Annotated in this window: 12 protein-coding genes; 4 read left to right on the top strand and 8 right to left on the bottom strand. The window is 39.7% G+C overall.

Annotated elements, in window-relative coordinates; all coding sequences use genetic code 11:
• Window positions 1-187 precede the first annotated feature (187 nt).
• The 5 genes from MSVAZ_RS18060 to MSVAZ_RS18040 form a co-directional block, all read right to left on the bottom strand.
• Window positions 188-1,168, bottom strand: a complete 981-nt coding sequence (locus MSVAZ_RS18060) for a 50S ribosomal protein L11 methyltransferase (protein ID WP_048123268.1) — start codon at window positions 1,166-1,168, stop codon at window positions 188-190.
• 391 nt (window positions 1,169-1,559) lie between these two features.
• Window positions 1,560-2,858, bottom strand: coding sequence for a 3-phosphoshikimate 1-carboxyvinyltransferase (gene aroA, locus MSVAZ_RS18055; RefSeq protein WP_048123266.1), 1,299 nt, complete (start codon window positions 2,856-2,858; stop codon window positions 1,560-1,562).
• Between the two features lie 254 nt (window positions 2,859-3,112).
• Window positions 3,113-3,766 carry a thymidylate synthase gene (locus tag MSVAZ_RS18050; protein ID WP_048123264.1) on the bottom strand — a complete coding sequence of 218 codons (654 nt, stop codon included), beginning with the start codon at window positions 3,764-3,766 and terminating at the stop codon, window positions 3,113-3,115.
• Between the two features lie 612 nt (window positions 3,767-4,378).
• Entirely contained in the window at window positions 4,379-5,236 is an 858-nt protein-coding gene (gene htpX, locus MSVAZ_RS18045) for a zinc metalloprotease HtpX (protein WP_048123262.1), read from the bottom strand.
• 559 nt (window positions 5,237-5,795) lie between these two features.
• A complete protein-coding gene (locus MSVAZ_RS18040) occupies window positions 5,796-6,710 on the bottom strand; it encodes a restriction endonuclease (RefSeq protein ID WP_048123260.1) in 915 nt (304 codons plus the stop codon).
• A 190-nt stretch (window positions 6,711-6,900) separates the two neighbouring features.
• Here MSVAZ_RS18040 and MSVAZ_RS18035 point away from each other — a divergent pair, with 190 nt between their 5' ends.
• Window positions 6,901-8,004, top strand: a complete 1,104-nt coding sequence (locus tag MSVAZ_RS18035) for a hypothetical protein (protein WP_048123258.1) — start codon at window positions 6,901-6,903, stop codon at window positions 8,002-8,004.
• A gap of 43 nt (window positions 8,005-8,047) precedes the next feature.
• Here the strand turns inward: MSVAZ_RS18035 and MSVAZ_RS18030 are convergent, their stop codons facing one another.
• Window positions 8,048-8,959 carry a nitroreductase family protein gene (locus tag MSVAZ_RS18030; protein ID WP_048123254.1) on the bottom strand — a complete coding sequence of 304 codons (912 nt, stop codon included), beginning with the start codon at window positions 8,957-8,959 and terminating at the stop codon, window positions 8,048-8,050.
• 271 nt (window positions 8,960-9,230) lie between these two features.
• Here MSVAZ_RS18030 and MSVAZ_RS18025 point away from each other — a divergent pair, with 271 nt between their 5' ends.
• The 3 genes from MSVAZ_RS18025 (at window position 9,231) to MSVAZ_RS18020 (ending at window position 12,787) form a co-directional block, all read left to right on the top strand.
• Complete coding sequence (locus tag MSVAZ_RS18025) at window positions 9,231-10,892, top strand: IS1634 family transposase (protein WP_048116854.1); 1,662 nt, start codon at window positions 9,231-9,233, stop codon at window positions 10,890-10,892.
• A gap of 252 nt (window positions 10,893-11,144) precedes the next feature.
• Window positions 11,145-11,279: a hypothetical protein gene (locus MSVAZ_RS21645; protein ID WP_255351950.1), complete on the top strand. Its 135-nt coding sequence runs from the start codon at window positions 11,145-11,147 to the stop codon at window positions 11,277-11,279.
• A gap of 707 nt (window positions 11,280-11,986) precedes the next feature.
• The gene (locus MSVAZ_RS18020) at window positions 11,987-12,787 is read left to right on the top strand and encodes a carbon-nitrogen hydrolase family protein (RefSeq protein WP_048123253.1); all 801 of its coding nucleotides are present in this window, start codon (window positions 11,987-11,989) and stop codon (window positions 12,785-12,787) included.
• Window positions 12,788-12,976: 189 nt separating this feature from the next.
• On the opposite strand, the gene gatB is transcribed toward MSVAZ_RS18020, so the two are convergent.
• Complete coding sequence (gene gatB, locus MSVAZ_RS18015) at window positions 12,977-14,464, bottom strand: Asp-tRNA(Asn)/Glu-tRNA(Gln) amidotransferase subunit GatB (protein ID WP_048123251.1); 1,488 nt, start codon at window positions 14,462-14,464, stop codon at window positions 12,977-12,979.
• Window positions 14,465-15,892: an Asp-tRNA(Asn)/Glu-tRNA(Gln) amidotransferase subunit GatA gene (gene gatA / locus MSVAZ_RS18010; protein WP_048123250.1), complete on the bottom strand. Its 1,428-nt coding sequence runs from the start codon at window positions 15,890-15,892 to the stop codon at window positions 14,465-14,467.
• Window positions 15,893-15,900: the final 8 nt, after the last annotated feature.

Genomic DNA, 15,900 nt, shown 5'->3' with positions numbered 1-15,900 from the left:
TTATTTATGTGAGAACATAAAATAAGAAAGAGATGTAGTTCTGGTAAAATAATAGTCTAAAATGGATTTATTTTGGAATCGGTTCACTAGGAAAGATCTTTGGCTGCTTAGAGTCTTCAATAATGTATTCCAAAATATTAAACAAAAAGACTAAATTTGATACATTCTCAATTCATATTATTCTACTTTAGATAACGACAACTTTTTTGCCTAATTTGCCTGCGGCTTCAACAAATTCTGTTGTATCCACACCAGGAAATGTGTCTATAATACAAACATCAAATTTTTCATCCAACCAATTCACTAGTTCTCTTACGTCCATACTATAAACTTCAAACTTGTCTCCAGATGCTATTAATTCACCTTCACTGCCTGAAAGTTTGACTGGAAATCCATTAGCTTCTAAATTAACCAAAGTAGTTTCTATTGCAGGGTTCCATATATCATTAAAAACAACCTTTCGTGCACCTGCTTTAAGGCATGCGATTCCTAAAGTACCAGGGCCACATGTACAATCAAGAACAGTAGGCTTATCATAATCTTTCAAAGCTTTTTCAAGTATCTCTATTTTGGGTGATTTTATCTGTGGGAACTCTATGTGAATTTCACGCTGATATTTGTATGTTCCTAAAGCACCGTAAGGAGTCTGTACAATATCACATCTCAGATCGCATCCGGCAAGAAGTTCATATACATGAGGGTTAGAATCAGAATCTTTTACGCCCACAGTTTTTCTTATATCTCCCTTTAAAACCCCTCTAACTTCCTCAACTTCCTTTATAATTCTTTCAGCACATTTTTTATCCACTTCATTAGATAATATTACTAAACAACCCTTAGGCAAATAGGGAACAGTATCATTTGGATAGCCAGGAGTCACAAGAGGAACACATGAGTTCCTTAAATTGGCTTTTTTATCTTTTATTCCTTCATCGATCATTATTTTTAGCACGTGAGCCATTACAATATCAAGTTGCCTCTTCCCGCATTTACAACTTCCAAAATAGTTATCTATTTCATCTAAATTAATCTGTTCTGCTAGAGGCGAGAATTTCTTTATTTTTTCGGTTTTGCAATCTTTGCATTGTTTGTAGAATAATTCAATGTCTTTTAGCGCTTCCGAAATAGGCTTTATGCATCTATCTCCACACCTACACCTCATTTCCATATACTAAAATATAGAATATTTTGTATAAGTACTATGTTATTTTTTATCAATTCTGTATTTCATTTCAGATTCACTTAGAAAATAACTAATTTTTTGACCTCTCGGAGGTTATCAAAAAAGAAAACATTGCAAGAAAACATTACAAAAAAACAGTAAAAACAGTAAAAACAGTAAAAAAAACATTAACAAGAAAACATTAACAAGAAAACATCAAAAAAACATTAACAAGAAAACATTAACAAGAAAACATTAACAAGAAAACATTAACAAGAAAAACATTGAAAATATGAGGATACCTTTTACGATAGGTTATCAAACTCATATTAAATCGGCATCTGGCTTTATTTAATATTCTTCTAATCTGCTAATTCGCACTTAGAAATCTGTACTTTCAACTTAATTCTTCCGAGACTTTCTCCATTTTTGCTCCAAGGCTGCGCATATCTTTAAAGAAGTCCGGGTAAGAAATCGATACAGACTCTGTTGTGTCAACTGTTGTATTTCCTGCAACTATTCCTGCTATTGAAAGAGCCATAACTATTCTGTGGTCATCCCAGCCATGCACTGATGCTCCACGCAGTTTTCCGCCGGTAATTGTCAGGCTGTCTCTTTCCTCTTTTAGGTCTACCCCAAGCTTCGGAAGTTCGGTTGCGAGGGCTCGCAGGCGGTCCGTTTCCTTATATCGGACATGTTCGGCATTTACAATCCTGCTAGTTCCTTCGGCAACTGCAGCCAGAACAGCAACTGTAGGGACAAGGTCAGGAGTTGCTCCGGCATCAAAAGTTATAGCTTTTAATTGTCTTCCTCCTCTGACGGTCACATTGCCTGCTTCTTTATCCCAGGTAATATCTGCTCCCATCTGTCTCAGGATTTCAATGATTACCTTATCCCCCTGTTTTGAGGGAAAGAGGTTCTTGACTGTAACCTCAGACTCACTCGTCATAGCTGCGGCTGCAAGGAGGTAAGATGCAGAGGAAAAGTCGCCGGGAACAGTATAATCTTTGAAGTCATACTTCTGTTTTCCCGGGATTATGAATCTGGTGCCATTACTGTCATCGACATGAACTTTAATGCCTGCCAGTTCAAGCATTTCAAGGGTTACATCCACATAAGGTCTGGACTTAAGTTTTCCTGTAATATAAAGGGTGGTACTGTTTTCGGCAAGCGGGCAGGTTATTAGAAGGGCTGAGATAAACTGGGAACTGATAGAGCCGTCAATGCTCGCATCCTGTCCTTTAAGTCCGCCTTTTACGACAAGTGGAGCTCTCTCGTTTCCTCGAGTGGAACAGGCTTTTACTCCCAATTGATTAAGAACTTCAAGAAGAGGGCCGTTTGGCCGGGTACGAAGGGAGGCGTCTCCGGTTAGCACTGTAATTCCATCAGTAAGTGCTGCTACTGCGGTCATAAAGCGAAGAGTTGTCCCTGAATTTGCAGCATCAATTACATCATCCGGGACATTGGGTTTCCCATTAATTCCGTGGATAATAAGCCTGTCTTCTTCCCTCTCAACTGAGGCCCCAAACATCTCGGAAGCCCGGACTGTGGCAAGTGTATCGGCCGAAATCAGGGGACGCCCGACGGTTGATTCTTTTGAAAGAGCTGCCAGGGTTACAGCCCTGTGAGTGTAGCTCTTTGAAGGTGGGGCAAAGACTTCCCCTTTGATCGAGGATTTGTCAATAGAAACACGCATATGTACCAGATCTCTTCTATTTCTTATTTGGTTTTTTCATGAGATTCAGGTGCTTACTTCTAGCTTCTGAATAACCTTTTTACAACGCTGCTAATAACTTGAACAGAATTGAATATTTTGAATATGATTTAAAGGCGGTTTAAAACTCAATTTAAAACTCAGTTTAGAACTCAATTTAAAACTTAGTTTAAAGTTCAATTTAGAACTCAGTTTAGAGTTCAATTTAAAACTTAGTTTAAAGCTCAATTTAGAACTCAGTTAACCCCTTTTACGATATTTTCTGCCATATCCCAGTCATGATCATAGATATGTGCTGAGATGCTGATAGTTGTGATCGTTCCGGGTTTTGTTCCTACCCTATCAGCCACGTACTCCAGGAGTTTCGAGAGCCCGTAAAGGTTTGCCGGATAGGCTCCTCCAAAATCGTGGCTTCTGAAGAGAGTTGTGAGGTGTATCTTTCCATCTCTTATTTTAAAGTCGTCGAGCATCATGCAGGGAACTTCATTAACTTTTGTATCTACAGGAGGAATCCAGGTAACTGCGATTGCTCGTCTGGAAGTAGGATTTTGCTGTAGCTTTTCGATCACATAATCTATTTGATCTACTTTTCCATGCCAGTTCCTAAGGCGCTGTCCGTATGTGTATTCAAAGTCCTGTGTATTTTCTCCTGAGATCAGTTGCTTTGCATACTCTTCAAGCCTTTCTTCATTCCAGGCAGTCTCATGCGGGATTCTGTCAGTGTAGGGATCTTCAATTATGATCATCAAATCCATAAATTCCCTGATCTGGCTTCCTCTTTCATCCGTAATAACCTGTCCGTGATTCTGGATGATGTTAAGCCCGCGGTACCATGCGTCAGAGATAGTTTTTGCTCTGATAATCCTGCCAATTTCGAATCTATCTTCCATTGAAAATTCCCCGATAAAATCAGAATAGGGTGTGCACAATTGATATCCTGATCCGAAATATCTCAAATCCAGCACTTTGATCAATGTCTCTAATTTTTGGGATTTTTCGGACAACATTTTCCCATAGCTAAATATGGCACAATATTCTACATAGGTAGTTATTTATTCTTTTTTCTTTATTCACCACTTTCTTTTATAAGTGCTTTCTCTAAGATCTAATTCAAAATCTCACTGTGTATATTGATAGCATATATCATACCAGATTTAAAAAAATTCCGGGCAAAAAAGGATATGGAAATTCCGGGTAAATAAAGGATATGGAAATTCCGGGTAAATAAAGGACATGGAAATTCCAGGCAAATAAAGGACATGGAATTCCGGACAAAAAAAGGATATGGAAATTCCGAGCAAATAAAGGACATGGAAATTCCGGACAAAAAATATGGAAGGGAGAGTAAATAAAATCTAAAGAAAAAAAGCAGTTGGATATAAACTGAATTAAAATCCGGATAAAACAAAATCTGAATAACAGGATCAAGATGGAAAACCTGGAAAACTAAACAAAAAAAGTATGAATAAAAGAATTAAAAAATAAAGGTCTGAGAAATATTCTCAGAACCTCATTGCCTTAAGACGCCTTACCCTTTCATCGGTTGCTGGGTGAGTGCTAAAGAGAGACTGAATTGCTCCTCCTTTTAATGGATTGACAATAAACATATGGGCGCTGCTTTCTTGTGCCTGCACGTCTGAAACTCTCGGACTGTAGTGAGAGTTCCCATATTCGAGTTTTTCAAGGGCACTGGCAAGAGCCCAGGGTTTTCTGGATATGCTGGCTCCTTCCGCATCGGCTGCATATTCTCTTGACCTTGAGATTGCAAGCTGAATCAAAGTTGCAGCAATAGGCGCTACAAAGATCATTACAATGAGGCCTATGATTCCTCCGTTGTCATCATCCCTGCCGCCCAAGCCACCGAAAATTGCAGCTATCTGTGCCCAGTGGGCAAGCATTGTGACAACACCTGCAAGGGTTGCAGCTATAGCACTTATCAGGGTATCCCTGTTCTTCACATGTGCGAGCTCGTGTGCCAGCACGCCTTCCATTTCTTCATAAGAGAGTAGCTGAAGAATTCCGGTTGTAGCAGCCACAGCCGCATGCTCTGGGTTTCTCCCGGTTGCAAAGGCGTTTGGCATTCCGGACTCTACGATATACACTTTAGGCTTTGGGATTCCTGCTTTCATGGCCAGTCCATCGACGATCTTGTGCAGGTTTGGAGCTTCCGCAGGTGAAACTTCCTTTGCCCTGTACATTTTGAGTACTATTTTGTCGCTGTACCAGTAACTTCCAAGATTCATAATTATTGCAAACAGGAACGCAATAATCATTCCGCCTGTACCCCAGTGGCTTCCTATCAGAACCAGGAGACCTGTAAGGGCGGCAAGCAAAATTGTAGTTCTAAGCATGTTCTTCATGACTTCTCACACGACGTCCTCCCAGGCTAATGTCTGGGTTTTCGGTCTTTGATTCTTGTTTCTGAACTTATTTTTATAAATTAAGCAGATTAGAATCAGTTTTATATCACCTGAATATAGATATATATTTATTCTCCTGCAAGCGCAGGTTATCACATTTGTGTTATTTCGATTTCCTTATTTATCCTGAATCAACTTAAAATTCTCTTAAAAGGCAACTTTATCTTCAAATTGGGAAATCTCATTCAAGAAATTATATTTTCCTCTGGAATCTCCCCCTCTCAAAGCTTACATCAATAACCAATATCTCTTTTTTGATATATTTACATTTGCATGTTTCAAATATTTAGTTTGAAATCAAACTATTATTGTGACTTCAAGTATATGTATCTATTGAAGAACTGTTTTCAAAACTCAAAATTGTTTATTTGAATCCCATATTCAAAATAATCAATTGTTTTTTCATCACAAAAATAGTTTTGAAACTTTACTTATTTGAGGGTAAAATTAGTTTTGGGACGGACTCATTCAGTAAACAAAGAAAAAAATAAAAATATAGTTACGTTAATCCGTCATCAAAATAATCCGTGTCAATCTTTTTAACATCATAAGATTTTACTTTTGAAACTCCCACATCATACTCAATCATTAGTCTTGCAAGCGTTTCTCCATCAATCAATACAATGTTCCCTGTGAAATTGGCATATTCAAGAGCTTCTCTTGAAAAAGTAGAGGTTGTTATAAAGACTCCTTTCTTTGCTTTCTTTCCTATCAGAGCGCCTGCAAATTTCTGGATTTCAGGTCTTGGGACAGTGCCTTCCCAGCGTTTTGCCTGAATATAAATTACATCAAGTCCAAGCCTATCTTCCTTTATGATTCCATCGATCCCACCGTCGTGGCTTCTACCGACTGCTTTTCCTGCATCTGCTCTTGAACCTCCATATCCCATTTTTGTCAGGACATCGATTACTGTAGATTCAAAGAAAGTGGGAGAACACTTCTTTACTGCCGAGAGTATTTCTAAGACAAGCTCATTGTGAAGTTGTTGGTATGAGAGTTCAAGAGATTCCCATGGGTCTAATTGCTCAGTTTTATTTTGGGCTTTGCCTAACTCAATATTCTCGACTTGTTTTCCTCGACGAAACTCGTTAAATTCTTTGTATCGAGTTAAAAAATTAACATCAATATATGCAGGATTATCTTTAAGGACATTCAGTCCTCTCTGGGTAATAGAAAAATATCCTTTTCTTCCCGAAGCAAGCAAACCAGCTTTTTTCAGGTAAGTACGTGCCCATCCAATACGGTTATTAAATACAGCTTGCTGGCCACTTGGCAAAAGTTCTCTTCTTTCTTCTTCGCTTAATCTTAACTCTTCTGCAAGATGCTCAATAGCATTGCGAATTTTATGCTCTTCTCCATCTCCTGCATATTTAAGCAGAGGAAGCATTAAGGATTGATAATCTGGAACTGCCATTAGATCACTCAAAAAATATGTTAGTCCTACTTAGAACTTTGAGTATGTATCTTTTTATAGTTTATTATTTTGTATCTATTTACGTGACCCTGATTCGATTTCAGAAATTACTCCTCCTCAAAAGACCGCTTTCCAGTAAAACACCGTAAAATCCAAACCTTTATACCTTTTCCTTTCCCAAAAACTCATCATGTCCTCTTCAGGCATCATGCATCCTCTCAAAACAGAACATTCTATTAAAGACCGCCTCTACTGGAATTTCTTAAACGTGATACCTTTCCTGATCGGTTCAATAGGGATTGCCAGAGATTCGCTCAAGTGGGTAGCGGTTTACATAGGAATAGCCCTTTTTTTCTTCCTGGTTATAGAACTCCGGTTCGCATGTACTCATTGTTTTTACTATATCCGGAGCAAAGGCTGCGTAAAGTGCATGATGCTTCCTGGAGTACCAAAACTTTTTAAAGATCGTCCCGGACCTCACAGCCGTTTTGAAAAGATTATTATTGTTCTTGGGGCTTTGTCCGTGTTTCTTTTTCCGGTTTACTGGCTGATCAGTGACCCTCTACTTCTGGGAGCTTATATTGTTGCCTGGATACTGTTTTTTCTGACAGCCCATCGGTATGAATGTGTAAGATGCATTAACTTTGAGTGTCCTGTGAATCGGGTGCCGGATAAAATCAAAAAAGATTTTAAAAAGAGAGGGGACCTCTCAGATAACTTTGATCTTTCTGAAAATGAATTCAGGGTGTCAGGCTCAAATAGATGCGTTTCCCTTAAAATAAAACACGAATTTAAGGACTTTCTCTACTGGTACTTCGTAACGCTGGTTCTTCTATTTTCGGCGGGACTTGCAATTGGCATTTACTCAACAGGGTGGGTACTTGCCTATCTTTTCTTAGTCTTCTTTCACTTTTATGTCCTGGAACAGCGTTTTTTCTGCACCCATTGCCCTTACTATGCAATGAGTGAGAAAAAAGTGAGATGCATGATGAATTGGGGTTGGCCGAAACATTTCAGGCCAAGGCCGTATCCTCCAGGAAAATTCGATCTCGCCATTACGAGTCTTGGGTTCATGGCCGTGATTATCTTTCCGCTTCCCTGGCTTTTGAAAGAACCGTTTTTATTGGGTGCTTACCTGGTTTCTATTTCGATTTTCTTGCTAACGATATGGAGGTATGAGTGCTGCCGCTGTATCTATTTTGGATGTCCTTTTAACAGGGTTTCGGCTGAAGTGAAGAATGAATTCGAGAGGATAAGAGAGTTGAGTGCGAGTTTGAAGAATATTAAATTGTAAGGTTGAGGAAGAAGGTCAGATAGCAATTTAAAAAAATTCTTTGTTAATAATAATGGACTTGAGCCAGGTTTCTCCGGATAGCGCGTCTGTACTTTACTGCAGGGTAACCGAAAATGACCACTATTCCCGGTTGGTTTCGGATATTGATTCCGTACTTTTCTTTTACTTCCTTGCCCCCACTTTTCAGCATTGGACCAATGGTTCCTATCATGCAGCTTCCAAGGCCCAGGGTTTCGGCAGCAAGCATTGCATAGGTGGCTGTGATAAGTGGATCTGCGGGATCAGCATAAGGAGAAACATGGAAGTACATCGCAAGGGGTGCTTCATAGAGCAGGTAATCAGTGTTTTCTTTTCTCATTTCTTCAAAGGCTTCAATAGCCGGATACATGAATTTGTCAACAACTTCATACTCTTCTCTCTTCATGAAAGGCCGCATCAGGAGAAGTACGGGTTTCGAAAATATCCATTTCTGGCTTTTTATAAGCTTTAACATGTCATCGGAAAATTCCCTTACTTTTTCTTTTCCTTTTATAACCAGGACCTCAACATCTGAAGGTGGAATTCCCATGGGCGCCGTGCTTGCTGCTGCCAGGATCTTGTCTATTTTTTCCTGTTCAACTCCTCTGTCCTCGAATTCCCGGACGCTGCGCCTGGAAAGCATGAGAGCCATAAGTTCTCCGTACCCGGCGCGGGTCTCTTCCACTGGAATATCTATAAAGGAAGTCTGGGTTATGTCTCTTCCTTCAACCGCAATGGCTCCTGTTGGGCAAACTGCAACACAGTGCCCACAGCCGATGCAGCCGAAATAGCGGGTTTGGTCGATCTTTACTTTGTTATTTTCAAGGTAGAGAGGGGCTCCTTTGCAGACTTTAACACAGAGGCCGCAGGCCTTACACTTTTCATAATCTATCTTGACAGTTGCGGTTTCAGAGTACCTGGCTGTAGGGATGGCCATATATTTTTTTCTGAACAACGGTTATAAAAATCTTTGGTTAAATGAAGTTGACTGGAAATGAAAGTTTTTTCCCGTCGGTTTGGATGTCTACTTCAAACTTTACTTTCAAAGAAGTGCGATTTTTGCCTGGATTTTTCCTCAAAACCACTATCAGATGCCTTTTCATTTCTCTTTGATTTGTTGATCCTAACTACTAAATTCACTTTAATAAGTCTATTGATAATGATTTACTTGGAAAAGTATATATAAAGGTTGATCCTAATTAAAGAGTATGGTATTTTTGAGAAAGAAACTTATCAAAGGCAAACCTTACTGGTACATTGTAGAAGCTGCCAGGGTTAACGGAAAGGTAAAGACTGTTTTTCAGATTTATCTGGGTAGTGCAGAAAAAATACTTGAAATGAAAAAACAATGTGAATCGATGCCTTATGATAAACTTAAGTCTTTTGAGTACGGCAAGCTTGCCGCACTCCTTCATGTAAATGAAGAACTTGGATTCATTGACATAGTAAACAAGCATACTGACAAAAAATTAATAGATGGATTGAGTGTTGGAGAATACCTTTTACTCGATATAATTGGGAAAAGTCACGGCATTTTAAGTGAAAACGGGATCGAAGACTGGTTCAAAAAATCCCCAATATCTTTCATGTGGAAGTTTCCTCACAAACTAAATTGCCAGAATTTCCTGAACCAAATGAGTTACATTGATTCAGATACGATGAAAAAGATTGAAGACGACCTTTGTCGGGTTCTTGTTGAGAAGGGGTTAACTCCATCAATAATGTTTGTTGATGAATCAAACTGGTTTACCTTTGCCACTAATTATGATGAAAAAAGTGAACTGCTTCATAAAGGATATAACAAAAAGCATCGTAAAGACAAAAATCAAATTTGTGTATCACTGGCTGTAAATGAAAACAATATACCCTTTATTCACGAAACTTATCCTGGAAATGTTCCTGATTCGGAAGAATTTTCGGGTATTGTAGACAAAATCATAAATCGACTAACTGAATTAAATATCTGTTCTGAAGATCTTGTTCTTGTTTTCGATAAGGGTAACAACTCTAAGGATAACATTGAAAAGGTAATCTCAAAAATGAGTTTTGTAGGAGCCGCAAAAGCAAATCAAGCTGAGGATCTCCTTGATGTTCCACTTTCAAGGTATGAATACCTGTATAAGAATACAAAAGGTAACGAGATTTTTGGGTGCCGGACAAAACATCAGTTCTACGGAACAGAATTCACAACCGTAATTACCTATAATGAAGGGACTTACAAACTCCAAAAAAGCACTTATGAAACAAACAAATCAAAAATAATTGATCAACTGAAAGACCTGCAGAGAAGATTAGAAAGCAGTAAAGGAAAAGAGAGAAACAGAAGCAGTGTCGAAAATGAAGTTGCAGAAATTATTCTTAAAAAATTCAGGACTGTCATTAAATACGAAATAATTGAAGCTCCTGAAGGTAGGAAAAAACCTCAGTTGAAGTTCTGGGTTGATGGGGAAAACGAAAAAAGGTGTGAAAAAACGTTTGGTAAGAATATTCTGTTTACGGATAAGCAGGAGTGGCATACTAAAAAGATAGTGAAAACATATAACAGTAAAAACCTTGTTGAAGACGATTTTAAGCTGTTGAACGACCATTTACTTGTCCCTGTAGGACCAGTTTATCACCACAAGGATGAAAATATAAGGGTTCATGTATTTTTGGCTATGATTGGCCTGCTTTTCTACAGATATTTGGCCTGGGAAGCAAAGATATATGGGTTTTCTATGAAACAACTGATTGAAAAACTGTCTGAAATTAAGATTGCAGTAGTTCAGGAAAAAGAATCCAAAAAAAGCAAAATTATTGTGGAAGAAATGGACACTAAACAAGCATCGTTATTTTCTTTTCTGAATATGGAGAAATATCTGCCATCGTAATGGAATCGTTGTTGGTAGGATTATTCTTTTGTTAGGCATACACAGATAAAGCCGCCGGATAACGTAAAATCACTCATCTTTGAAAGCAAAGTCAAAGATTTGGGAAATATGTTAGTTGCATAAAGTGTGAAACCTTTTTTAAATTAACTTATTCAGTATGAGGGAAATTTATTTATACTATAACACGGTAATTTCTTTCCGTAGTTCAAGTGTCAAATCATGGACTACCACAAAACAAATGGAGTTTCAGAAATGAAAGACGCAACCCATAAGACTTCTTCCAAACCCGTTTTGCATGGGTTTTTGTTAAGTAACGGAATGTTTATCACACCAGCGGAAATGAAAATTATGGAAAGCCTTGGGGTTGTCCGGTCAACAAAAATCTGAATTCCAGAAATAAACCCAGAAATAAACCCAGAAATAAACCCAGAAATAAACCGGAAAAAGACATATGTTTGGACAGGCCAAATAACTTTTCGGAAACAATCTGTAATAATGCCTTAAAAAGTTTCGATTCCCTCAGTAACTCTACAAAAGTCTCGATCTGTTAAGTAATGTAAAAATTCAAAAAACCTCAGAAGAACACCCTTTAAAAACCAAACAAAAGTGACTCCCATAAATCAGCGAAACCTCCAATTCCTGCACAAGTCTATAAAAAGCTGGAGAAGTTGTAAATAATATTGATTTCCTCCATAAGCTAATTCACTCAAAAAACGTGGACTCTTAGTCAACGAGACCAGAAAAACGGATTGAATAATTTACTGATAGATCCTATTTGCCTGTTCTCTTCTGTCCTTTCCGGTTGAAGTTTTTCACTGTCTCTTTTTATCGATTTCTCTTTAGCAATCTCTCTTTTTCAATCTCTCTTTAGCAATCTCTCTTTTTCAATCTCTCTTTTGCAATGTTTCCTTGTTAGGAGAATCCTGTAAGTTTGAAGTTTACATGTTCCCTGTGTGTACTTCGCCTGTAAAACCTTGTTTGTGGTCTTTCAAATTTTTTTCAGCTTTTATTGCGCCTCCAATCTAACACTATGAAATGGAGTAACTTTATGAAGTAAAATAACTTATAATTCGTGCAAGGAAAGAGTGAAAACCATGAAAGTTGCCTGCATCCAGATGAATATCTCCCTTTGTTCAAAAAAGGAAAACCTTGAGCGTGCCCTCTCCCTGGCAGAAGAAGCGGTTTCGAAAGAAGCTGAACTGCTTGCATTTCCGGAAGTTTTCTCCACCGGTTTTTGTTATGACCACATATCTGAGCTAGCTGAAACTGCTTCCGGTCCTACCATTGGAGCCTTATGTGATTTTTCAAAGGAATATGATTGTATCCTTGCAGGGTCGATGATAGAACAGAGAGTAGGCTCAGAATTCAGTAATGAAATGAATATTCCTCCTCAGTTCAACCTGGGGTTCTGTATTGAGTCCGGAAAGCTAGCTGGCATCCACCGAAAAACCCAGCTTTATGGTCTTGAAAAAGAATATTTTGCACTTGGAGAAGATATACATCCTATTCGGCTGAAAAAGTATGGTCTCTCCATGGGGCTTATGGTCTGCAATGAAATCCGGTATCCGGAAGTTTCCCGAAAACTTGCCCTTGAAGGAGCGGATTTTCTGGTTTCAGCTTCTGACATGCCTGATTTTTATATCTATCCCTGGCGCATTATGTCCCTTTCTCGAGCAATTGAAAACCAACTGCTACATATCGCCTGTAACAGAGCGGGAAATGATAGGTTTTCAACTTATCCAGGCAGATCTTTTATTGCCGATGGATGGGGCCGGATTCTGGCAGAAGCCGGAAAGGAAGAGTGTGCTCTAATAGGGGAAATCGATCTCGAAGAGTTAAAAGAGATCAGAAAAACTGGTTCCATCATAGAGGATCGGAGGCCTGAGATTTATTAATTCAGGATTGAGTTAATACACATTTAGAAGACCCATTTTGAAAAATAAATCCTGAATTAGGGTTAGAATGAGGATTAGAACGAGGATTAGACTGAGGATTAGAAGAGCTCAGGTTATGAAATCAACTGAATACTTTATTAAGAAACGTAAGATAAGTTAAAATGTAATAAAAAGGTGAACCCTGTAGGGTTACCCTTTCAGTTCTTTAATTATCAGTTCGCGTGCAGTTTTTGCGTCTGCCGTACCTTTTGTCTTTTTCATGACTTGTCCCACAAGGAAGTTCAGGGATTTCTCCGTGCCTCCAAGATAGTCCTGTACTGCAGCTTCGTTTTCGGCGATTGCTTCGGCAATTGCTTTAGTCACCAGGTTGTCTTCAGCTTTGAAAAGGCCTTTTTCTTCGATAATCTGGGACGGGGTCTTTTCCTCCACAGTGTCCAGCATAGTTCGAATGACTTCAACGGCAGCCCGATCACTGATTTTACCTTCGGCAAAAATATTAACCAGTTCTACCATAGCCGAAACCTTGATAGAATTCTTTATCTCCGGGTCTTTTGCATGGATAAACCCTATTCTCTCCCCGTCATAAGAAGAGATTACAAGGTCACGGTAATTTAATTCCCCAAGGAAGACATCAGCCGTCCAGGTAGCTGCAATCTTCGAGTCCACTCCTTTTGCACAGACGCCTTCATAGAAGTCAGCAAGCATAATCTTTGATGTAAGAGACTTTGCATGCATATCTGTAATTCCGTACTGATCTATGAAACGAGCACGTTTTGCATCCGGAAGTTCAGGGAGAGTTTCCTTAATTTTAGGGATCCAATCGGTAATGCGCATAGGCATAAGGTCAGGTTCTCGGAAGTAACGATAATCCTCAGCTTCCTCTTTTGTCCTCATTGAGAGCGTTACACCTCTACCTTCATCGAAGTGGCGAGTCTCCTGTGAGATTTTTCCTCCACGACGGATTACATTCTTCTGTCGCATAATCTCATAGAGAAGAGCTTTTTCAACTCCTTTATGCGAGGAGATGTTCTTAACCTCAACACGGGTACCCCAGTGGACTGAAACGTTTGCATCCACACGCATTGCTCCTTCAAGATTGCCGTCAAAAACATCCAGATACTCAAGGATATTCCTGAACTTATCAAGGAACCTTCTAGCTTCTTTGGGGCTGCGCATATCAGGTTCTGTAACAGTTTCAATCAGAGGCACGCCTGATCTGTTATAATCGATAAGGACACCTTTTGACTTCTCTATACTTCCGATGTGCACAAGTTTGCCGGGATCTTCTTCCATATGGGCTCTTGTGATCCCTACTGTATATTCTCCATCTTCTCCTTCAATTACGACTTTTCCATTGCTTACGATTGGAAAATCATACTGCGTGATCTGGTAACCTTTGGGAAGATCAGGGTAGAAATAGTTCTTCCTGTGGAACTGTGTCTCTTCCGCAATCTCTCCTTCAAGGGCAAGCCCTACTTTAATTGCAGCTTCAACTGCTTTTTTGTTCAGAACCGGAAGTGTTCCCGGAAGGCCCAGACAGATTGGACAGGTGTGAGTGTTTGGGGCTGCATTGTGATAGTCTGTAGAGCAACCGCAAAACATCTTGGTCTTAAGTTTATTAAGCTGGATATGGATTTCAAGCCCGATTCTTACTCCGTCAGGATTTTGATAGACCATTTATGCCACCTCCGGAGGTCTCTTTGTGTGATAATCAGTATTTTGCTCGAAAGTATATGCTGCACGCAGCACAGCAGGCTCGTCAAATGGCTTGCCCATTATCTGAAGCCCTATTGGGAGGCCGTCAGTGAAACCGCAAGGCACTGAGAGTGAAGGCACTCCTGCAAGATTGATCGGGCAGGTATTCACGTCAGAAAGGTAGAGAGTAAGCGGGTCTTCAATTTTTTCTCCTATCTTAAAAGCAGGGTTTGGCATAGTTGGAGCCATAAGCACATCAACTTTTGAGAGAGCCTTGTCAAAGTCCTGCTTCACAAGAGTTCTGACTTTCAGGGCTTTTAAATAATACTTGTCGTGATAGCCTGCTGAAAGGGCATAGGTTCCAAGGAGAATTCTTCTTTTCACTTCTGTCCCAAAACCCTCAGCTCTTGTTTTTGAAACCATAGCATGCCAGTTTTCACCGCTTGCTCTATATCCCTGGCGTGTTCCGTCAAATCTTGCAAGGTTTGAGGATGCTTCACTCATTGCAATGATATAATAAGAAGCAAGGGCATATTTTATATGAGGCATAGAAACCTCTTCCCAGGACGCTCCGAGATCTTCGCATTTGTGTATGGCATTCCAGACAGCCTTTTCAACATCTGGATGGATGCCTTCCCCGAAAAACTCTTTCGGGACCCCTATTTTAAGTTCTTTTACATCATCGACAAGAGCTTTCTGATATTCGGTTTTACTGTCAATTGAAGTCGAATCCTTACGGTCATAGCCGGCTATAACATCCATAAGCACTGCAATGTCTGTCACATTGTTTGCAAGAGGTCCGACCTGTTCAAGAGAGTTTGCATAAGCCACTACTCCATATCTGGACACGGCTCCGTATGTCGGTTTAAGTCCAACAACTCCACAGAAAGCTGCAGGGCAGCGTACAGATCCTCCTGTATCAGATCCGAGGGCAAAAGGAGCTTCTCCTGCTGCAACAGCTGCTGCACTGCCACCTGAAGACCCACCAGGTACTCTTTCAAGGTCCCATGGGTTTGCAGTCGGCCCAAAGTAGCTGGTTTCAGTAGAAGAACCCATTGCAAACTCATCCATGTTGGTCTTTCCTAGAATCACTGCGCCTGCAGCGAGAAGCTTTTCAATAACATGAGCATTGAATGGCGGGATATAGTCCTCAAGAATTTTCGAACCGCAACTGTTTGGCAGTCCAACTACGGAAATATTATCTTTTATTGCAATTGGAACGCCTGCAAGCGGACCATCGTGCCCCTCGACATCAATTTTCTTCGCCTGCTCAAGAGCTTTTTCAGAGACCGTTATATAACCATTAATTTTGCTCTTTCCTATAGCTTCGAGGTACTGAGCTGTTACTTCTTCGGCTGAGCTTTCCTCAATTTTCTCTTTTACCTGTGCAACACTCATCCATTTTGCCATTAAAACCA

The sequence above is a fragment of the Methanosarcina vacuolata Z-761 genome (genome assembly GCF_000969905.1).
Taxonomy (GTDB): Archaea; Halobacteriota; Methanosarcinia; order Methanosarcinales; family Methanosarcinaceae; genus Methanosarcina; species Methanosarcina vacuolata.
This window is presented reverse-complemented; position numbering and strand designations above follow the sequence as displayed.

Bases quoted from the DNA above. Each gene is read 5' to 3' on its own strand.
- MSVAZ_RS18050 (WP_048123264.1), bottom strand. From the start codon at position 3,766: ATGGAAGATAGATTCGAAATTGGCAGGATTATCAGAGCAAAAACTATC.
- htpX (WP_048123262.1), bottom strand. From the start codon at position 5,236: ATGAAGAACATGCTTAGAACTACAATTTTGCTTGCCGCCCTTACAGGT.
- gatA (WP_048123250.1), bottom strand. From the start codon at position 15,892: ATGGCAAAATGGATGAGTGTTGCACAGGTAAAAGAGAAAATTGAGGAA.
- MSVAZ_RS18030 (WP_048123254.1), bottom strand. From the start codon at position 8,959: ATGGCCATCCCTACAGCCAGGTACTCTGAAACCGCAACTGTCAAGATA.
- MSVAZ_RS18060 (WP_048123268.1), bottom strand. From the start codon at position 1,168: ATGGAAATGAGGTGTAGGTGTGGAGATAGATGCATAAAGCCTATTTCG.
- MSVAZ_RS18040 (WP_048123260.1), bottom strand. From the start codon at position 6,710: ATGGCAGTTCCAGATTATCAATCCTTAATGCTTCCTCTGCTTAAATAT.
- gatB (WP_048123251.1), bottom strand. From the start codon at position 14,464: ATGGTCTATCAAAATCCTGACGGAGTAAGAATCGGGCTTGAAATCCAT.
- MSVAZ_RS18020 (WP_048123253.1), top strand. From the start codon at position 11,987: ATGAAAGTTGCCTGCATCCAGATGAATATCTCCCTTTGTTCAAAAAAG.
- aroA (WP_048123266.1), bottom strand. From the start codon at position 2,858: ATGCGTGTTTCTATTGACAAATCCTCGATCAAAGGGGAAGTCTTTGCC.
- MSVAZ_RS18035 (WP_048123258.1), top strand. From the start codon at position 6,901: ATGTCCTCTTCAGGCATCATGCATCCTCTCAAAACAGAACATTCTATT.
- MSVAZ_RS18025 (WP_048116854.1), top strand. From the start codon at position 9,231: ATGGTATTTTTGAGAAAGAAACTTATCAAAGGCAAACCTTACTGGTAC.
- MSVAZ_RS21645 (WP_255351950.1), top strand. From the start codon at position 11,145: ATGAAAGACGCAACCCATAAGACTTCTTCCAAACCCGTTTTGCATGGG.